Genomic DNA, 4,732 nt, shown 5'->3' on the forward strand with positions numbered 1-4,732 from the left:
AAATAGATCTAGCGATTCTAGGCAAAAAGCTAACGAAAGAATTAGGGATAGGAGCGAGCTTACTAGGAATTATTATTAATAAGTGAGAGATGGTGCGGCGAACTTTTTCGAGCTAAAACCATGAAAAGCTTATGCTATATGAATTTCAGCCTTCTTGTCCCCCTGTCAGGATAACTGCTTTACTGTGCTTGACAATAGGTATTAAAAGCTTCGCCAGTTTCTTTTTCTAATTGTCCCGCTTTTCTTACCTTTTCCTGTGCTAATTTTGCCCCGTTTTTATTGCGAGTTTCGATAACTTGAATTATTTCACGAGTGGCAGTGGCATAATCTTCATAAACTTGAGCGAAAGCGATTTTATATTTCTCTAGTTCGGGATCCTTCACTGCTAATTTTTTCATATTTTCCGCAGCCTGTTCGATTTTATCGGCGGCTAATAGCCAACTTTTTTGGTCAATTTCTGTCCCTTGACCGTTGGTTAGGGATTTGGTTTCTTGGGCCACTTCGTTGGCAATCCGATAGATTTTTTGACATTGAAACTGTTTACTATCAGCACAACTTGCTAAAAAAGTCAAGCCTATAAATGTTAAGATTATTTTGTTATTCATACCATTGTATTCGAGAGGATTCTAGAGAAGCTTATAGCGGTAAACTATCAGCCTCTAGCAGTTTTTTACTGTTATCGACTGATAGAACTTTTCAATCTGATAATACTAAAGTTTAGCACTTGATCGCCGTTAAGCGTGTCTTTTTTGATGCCAATTCCAGGCGTGTTCAACTATTACCTTGAGATCGGCATATTGGGGATGCCAACCGAGAACCTGTTTAGCTTTATCACTACTGCCGATTAAAATGGGAGCATCACCTGCCCTTCTGGGACTTTCGATGACGGGAATATCTAAACCAGTTACCGCTCGCGCCGTTTCAATCACTTCGCGCACAGAAAAACCGTTACCATTGCCCAAATTAAACACATTACTTTCGCCCCCATTTAAGAGATATTCTAAGCCTAAAACGTGAGCCTGTGCCAAATCATTAACATGGATATAATCACGCACAGCAGTACCATCGGGAGTATCATAATCCGTGCCGAAAATTGACAGGGAATCCCGTTTTTTCAGGGCAGTTAATAAAGCCAGGGGAATTAAATGGGTTTCTGGTTGGTGATCTTCCCCTAATAAACCACTGGGATCCGCTCCGGAAGCATTAAAATAACGAAAAGCCACCGATTTTAAACCGTAGGCCAGATCAAAATCCCGAAGAATTTGTTCCACCATTTCCTTACTGGCAGCGTAGGGACTAAGGGGATGATGGGGATGACTTTCCGTCATCGGAATTTCTTTCGGCATTCCATAAATAGCACAGGTGGAAGAAAAAACAAATTTCTTCACATTAGCGGCGATCATCGCTTGCAAAAGAGTCAGACTCCCACTAACATTATTTTGATAGTAAATAGCCGGTTCCTGCACCGATTCCCCTACGGCAATAAAAGCGGCAAAGTGCATGACGGCGGCAATATCACGACTAGCAAATAAATTATCCAGCAGCGATCGATCCCTGGTATCACCGACAATTAACTCAACTTTTAATATATCCTTAATGATTTCGGCGTGACCGTAGGATAAGTTATCGAGTACGATGACGGAATAACCAGCATTTTTGAGCGCTAGAACTGCATGGGAACCAATATAACCCGCACCGCCAGTGACGAGAATGGTAGGTTTAACTTGAGACACGCGAAAGACCTATTTGAGATTGACTTGTCTATAACTTTATACCCTAATTTTGCTTTTATTTGACCATCATGTTAAGTCCCCTCGATCTATCTCTTTCCCTTGACAAGGAAACTTATCAATCACAAATTAAAGATTTAATGGAACAACTGCGATCGCTACAGAAGTCCTGTTGGGAATGTAAATTACCCGTGGTGGTGGTTTTGGAAGGTTGGGCGGCGGCAGGGAAGGGAACTTTAGTCAAAAAAATGGTTAACTATATGGATCCGCGCGGTTTTACCGTCCATCCAATTTTAACCCCTTCCCCCCAAGAGGAAAGTTACCCGTTTTTGTGGCGATTTTGGCAAAAACTGCCAGCAAAGGGCAGTATCGGCATTTTTTATCACAGTTGGTACACCCATCTACTAGAGGATCGACTCTTAAATAAATTGCCCTCCTCCCAGATTCCCCTAGTCATGCGCGATATCAACACCTTTGAGCGACAATTATCTGATGATCGGGTTGCGATCGCTAAATTCTGGATTCACCTCAGTCAAAAGGAATTAAAGTCACGCATCAAAGAATACGCCGAAAATGAGCTAGAATCTTGGCGCGTGCGTCCAGAAGATTGGCAACAGGCCAAACGTTATGATGAGTATGCCAGTTTAGCCGAGGAAATGATTACCTACACTAGCACGGGGGCTGCCCCTTGGATATTGGTGGAGGGCAACTGTCAACGTTGGGCCCGGGTAAAAGTTCTCTCCCAATTAGTCGGTACGATCGCTCAAGCCTTGGATCAGCGCCAATTACCGATCGAACCCCCTGTCAATCTACCACCCCAAGCCCAATTACTGCCGACGGAACCCGATTATCTGGGGAGAGTGGACTTAAGTGCCAAATTGGAAAAAGAAGACTATAAAATCCGCTTGCGTCAGGCACAGGTAGAATTAAGAAAACTGCAATTAGAGATTTTTCAGGCAAATATTCCCGTTTTAGTCCTGTTTGAGGGGTGGGATGCCGCCGGTAAGGGAGGTGCGATCAAACGCTTAACCGATACCCTCGATCCTCGCAGTTATCAAGTGATTGCCTTTGCTGCCCCGACGGAGGAAGAACATCGCTATCATTATCTCTGGCGCTTCTGGCGCAAATTACCCGCAGCCAAAACTATCGGTATATTCGATCGCAGTTGGTATGGACGGGTTTTGGTGGAGAGAGTGGAAGGATTCGCTAAAGATATGGACTGGCGGCGGGCATATCAAGAAATTAACGAATTTGAGGCCCAATTAACCCATTCAGGCTGTGTTTTAGTCAAATTTTGGTTACATATTAGCCCCGAAGAACAGTTAAATCGCTTCAATGAACGCCAAACTAACCCCTATCGTCAACATAAACTCACCGATGAAGATTGGCGCAATCGGGAAAAACAGCCCCTCTACCATGTGGCAGTTAATCACATGGTAGCCCGTACTAGCACCCCCGTCGCCCCCTGGACAATTGTGGCGGCAAATGACAAGTATTTCGCCCGCGTTAAAGTCATAGAAACAGTAATTGCCGCTATTGAAACGGGTTTGAAACAACGGGGATAGGATCAGTAATCAGTGATCAGTAAACAGTAAACAGTAAACAAGACCTCTTGCAAAAGTCTTAAGTCGATCCTTGTACAGCAACATTTTTGAAGATTATCAACTACTAATAAATAATTAACTGAAAGTCTCTCCCATTATTGTTTCTATCGTTTGTTTTCGGATTTATGCAAGAGGTCTACAGTAAACAGTGATCAGTAAATGGGGATCAAGATGAAAATAACTAACTAATTAACTTAAAACTTAAATCTGATAACTTAAATCTGATAACTGATAACTGAATTTATGAGTTTTTCCCCCAGTTTAATTTCTCCCGATCTCAGTTTGGCCGATATTCCCCTAGAGGAAACCCTCTCTTTAGGAGTGATGGCTTCTGGTAGTGGTTCCAATTTTGCTGTTTTAGCGGCAGCGATCGCTAAAAAACAGCTAAATGCCCGGATTTCTGTCCTCATCTACAATAATCCCGATGCCAAGGTAAAAGAAAAAGCCGATCACTACAATATCCCTGCGGTTTTCCTCGATCATCGTCAATTTAAACCCAGAGAAGAACTCGATCGGGCAATAGTGGAAACTTTCCAGGAATACGGCGTAAAATGGGTAATTATGGCGGGCTGGATGCGAATTGTCACCCCGGTTTTACTAGATGCTTTTCCCGATCGCGTGATCAATATCCATCCTAGTTTACTACCCAGTTTTAAAGGTGTGCGCGCCGTGGAACAAGCGTTAGCGGCGGGGGTAAAAGTGACCGGATGTACTGTGCATATCGCTCGCGCGGAGGTAGATAGTGGCCCAATTTTAATGCAAGCAGTGGTTCCCATTCTCCCGGATGATACCGCGGCCAGTCTCCACGAACGCATTCAAGTGCAAGAACATCGCATTTTCCCAGTAGCGATCGCTTTAGCGGCGAAATTGGGTCTGTAGAGATAGATGTCCCGACTCCTTGGCGAGAATACCGGCAAAAAAACGAAAATTCAAGGCAAATCGTTAAATAAGTAGGTAGGCGTTAAAAATTATCAGACACCACCCTTATTAGACCTCTTGCATAATTTTTTTATGGTATGATATAAGGCTTTGCTTTTTTCTCAATTCTTAGATTGAAGTGGAAAAAAGAATAAAATGTGATCTTAGGTCAGGAAATCATCTATAATTTTGCTAATAAACATAGCAAAATTATGGATTATCAAAACTTATCAGATGAACAATTCAAACGCCGTTTCGGTGTCTATAAACAAACATATAGAAAGATGGTAGAATCAGTAAAAAGTGTTGAAGCCGACTCTAATTCACCATCTAAAAGGAGACCGAAACCTAAACTATCTATAGAAGAACAAGTTTTAGTAACGTTAGAATATTGGCGAGAATATAGAACATATTTTCACATTGGTACAAGCTGGGAACTATCAGAATCAACTATATGTCGGATTGTAAATAAGACGGAAA

5 protein-coding genes are annotated in these 4,732 nt (G+C 42.4%); 3 read left to right on the forward strand and 2 right to left on the reverse strand.

Annotation, left to right across the window (positions count from 1 at the left end; genetic code table 11):
• Nucleotides 1-179: 179 nt before the first annotated feature.
• Both IM462_RS16060 and galE read right to left on the reverse strand, forming a co-directional pair.
• On the reverse strand, nucleotides 180-605 hold the full coding sequence (locus IM462_RS16060; RefSeq protein WP_287701722.1) for a hypothetical protein: 426 nt from the start codon (nucleotides 603-605) through the stop codon (nucleotides 180-182).
• A gap of 129 nt (nucleotides 606-734) precedes the next feature.
• On the reverse strand, nucleotides 735-1,733 hold the full coding sequence (galE, locus tag IM462_RS16065) for a UDP-glucose 4-epimerase GalE (RefSeq protein ID WP_287701724.1): 999 nt from the start codon (nucleotides 1,731-1,733) through the stop codon (nucleotides 735-737).
• A gap of 68 nt (nucleotides 1,734-1,801) precedes the next feature.
• Between galE and pap the strand changes: the two genes are divergently transcribed.
• From pap to IM462_RS16080, 3 genes are all read left to right on the forward strand, one after another.
• Nucleotides 1,802-3,295 carry a polyphosphate:AMP phosphotransferase gene (gene pap / locus IM462_RS16070; protein ID WP_287701726.1) on the forward strand — a complete coding sequence of 498 codons (1,494 nt, stop codon included), beginning with the start codon at nucleotides 1,802-1,804 and terminating at the stop codon, nucleotides 3,293-3,295.
• A gap of 282 nt (nucleotides 3,296-3,577) precedes the next feature.
• Nucleotides 3,578-4,213, forward strand: coding sequence for a phosphoribosylglycinamide formyltransferase (purN, locus tag IM462_RS16075; RefSeq protein ID WP_287701727.1), 636 nt, complete (start codon nucleotides 3,578-3,580; stop codon nucleotides 4,211-4,213).
• Nucleotides 4,214-4,464: 251 nt separating this feature from the next.
• A partial coding sequence (locus IM462_RS16080) for a helix-turn-helix domain-containing protein (protein WP_287715384.1) occupies nucleotides 4,465-4,732 on the forward strand: 268 nt, incomplete at its 3' end.

The organism is Microcystis sp. M144S2 (assembly GCF_020246065.1).
Taxonomy (GTDB): Bacteria; Cyanobacteriota; Cyanobacteriia; order Cyanobacteriales; family Microcystaceae; genus Microcystis; species Microcystis ichthyoblabe_A.

Excerpts from the sequence above, each read along its gene's own strand:
- IM462_RS16060 (WP_287701722.1), bottom strand. The coding sequence starts at position 605 with ATGAATAACAAAATAATCTTAACATTTATAGGCTTGACTTTTTTAGCA.
- pap (WP_287701726.1), top strand. The coding sequence starts at position 1,802 with ATGTTAAGTCCCCTCGATCTATCTCTTTCCCTTGACAAGGAAACTTAT.
- purN (WP_287701727.1), top strand. The coding sequence starts at position 3,578 with ATGAGTTTTTCCCCCAGTTTAATTTCTCCCGATCTCAGTTTGGCCGAT.